This is a genomic window from Mariniradius sediminis (assembly GCF_021491425.1).
Taxonomy (GTDB): Bacteria; Bacteroidota; Bacteroidia; order Cytophagales; family Cyclobacteriaceae; genus Mariniradius; species Mariniradius saccharolyticus.
Genome location: NZ_JAKEVZ010000042.1, coordinates 1 through 1423, shown reverse-complemented (window position 1 = coordinate 1423; position 1423 = coordinate 1). Strand labels below are relative to the sequence as shown.

At 46.7% G+C, this 1423-nt stretch carries 1 protein-coding gene; it reads right to left on the bottom strand.

Going from position 1 to position 1423, the window contains the following annotated elements; genetic code table 11:
• Positions 1 to 258 precede the first annotated feature (258 nt).
• Complete coding sequence (locus L0U89_RS20175; protein ID WP_234863179.1) at positions 259 to 1080, bottom strand: FkbM family methyltransferase; 822 nt, start codon at positions 1078 to 1080, stop codon at positions 259 to 261.
• Between the last annotated feature and the right edge of the window lie 343 nt (positions 1081 to 1423).

Here is a 1423-nt window from a genome sequence, read left to right as displayed (position 1 = left end):
CAAAAAAGTGGACCATGCCCATCCGAGACTGGGGTATGATCCTAAACCAATTTATGATTATGTTTGAAAACCGTCTAAAACTATAACCAATCCTAAAATCAATTTACACACTTCTCGGGATAGTGTCTACCAGGGGCAGACTTGAAATCCATTCGTGCATTCTATTCATTCATCATTGTGACCCACGATATTATCCATTCCTCCCTACTTGGTACTTGGTACATCGTACTTCGTACTTCTAACTTCGTACCTGACCCATCAACCCCTACCATCCCGGAAATACAGGTTCTTCAACACAAATCCCTCTAACCGATAACCCTTTCCTTCCATCCATTGGCAAATTGGATTCCCATGCTCCGTCCCAATACTGTACGTTTCATCCTCCACCATCACCCATTCTGGTCGATACCTGCCCCAATCCAAACTTCTCAACACCTCCAAATCCTGTTCCTCGGCATCCACCGCCAGCAGGTCAAATACAGGTGGCGCCCCCGCGCCTTCCAAAATCTCCGTCAGCGTCCTGCCCTGCATGCTGATTTCCTTGATCGCTAATCCTTCCTGTCTGTACTCCTCCAAAAATTCCTGCTTGGAGGTGGAAAGGACGTCGTTTTGCAGCAGGTAAAATGCCTGCAATTCCCGATGCTCAGACACCAGGGCACAGACAGCTTTGTCCTTCGGCCGGTACCAAGCAAAATGTTTGATATGGCTTGGGTTCGCGTCGATGCATACCCCCCGCCATCCTTTTCGGTAAAGCCCATAGGTATTGGAAAAAAACTTGGGATGGTTGCAGCCCACTTCCACATAAAAGCCAGGTTCCTGAATCCTCGGCTTCAATAGCCCCTCCAGAACCCGATCTTCTCCCTGGTGCGCAAAACTGTATTTTAAACTCCTCCCCAAAAGCAAACGCGTCAGGGAAGAAAACAAAACACCAAAACAATGCATAAGTGATCTGACCGGATAGCGAATCGTAAAAAACTGCAAAAACGCCACCCTGCACTCCCGAATCACCACGCCCCATAGCGTAAAAAATGCCCTTTGATAGGCGTTCTTGTAAAGCATCTCCCCCAGCCAGCCTTGCATCGGCTTCGGACTACCTGGATTCCCTTTTGTTTCCAATCAATTACCTGCTAAAACCGCTCTACAAACTAATTTTCTTCTCGCCAAGACGGCCAAGACGCCAAGAAAAAACAACTAGACCAGAGGCAGCTAGCCGTACCAGGGGCAGACTTGAAATCCATTCGTGCATTCTATTCATTCATCATTGTGCCCCACGATACTTATCGGGGCATCATTTCGTTGTGTGTGCCTAAAATAGGTTGACGGTTTTTTGTTAGTTGAATTGAATTTTTAACTGGTTTGGATCGAGCCTTTCAGCCCTTTCCTGGGTATATATTTCCATTTTAGTTCTTTTTTCAATCGGTAT

Coding starts and splice junctions, on each gene's coding strand:
- L0U89_RS20175 (WP_234863179.1), bottom strand. CDS start 1,080: ATGCAAGGCTGGCTGGGGGAGATGCTTTACAAGAACGCCTATCAAAGG.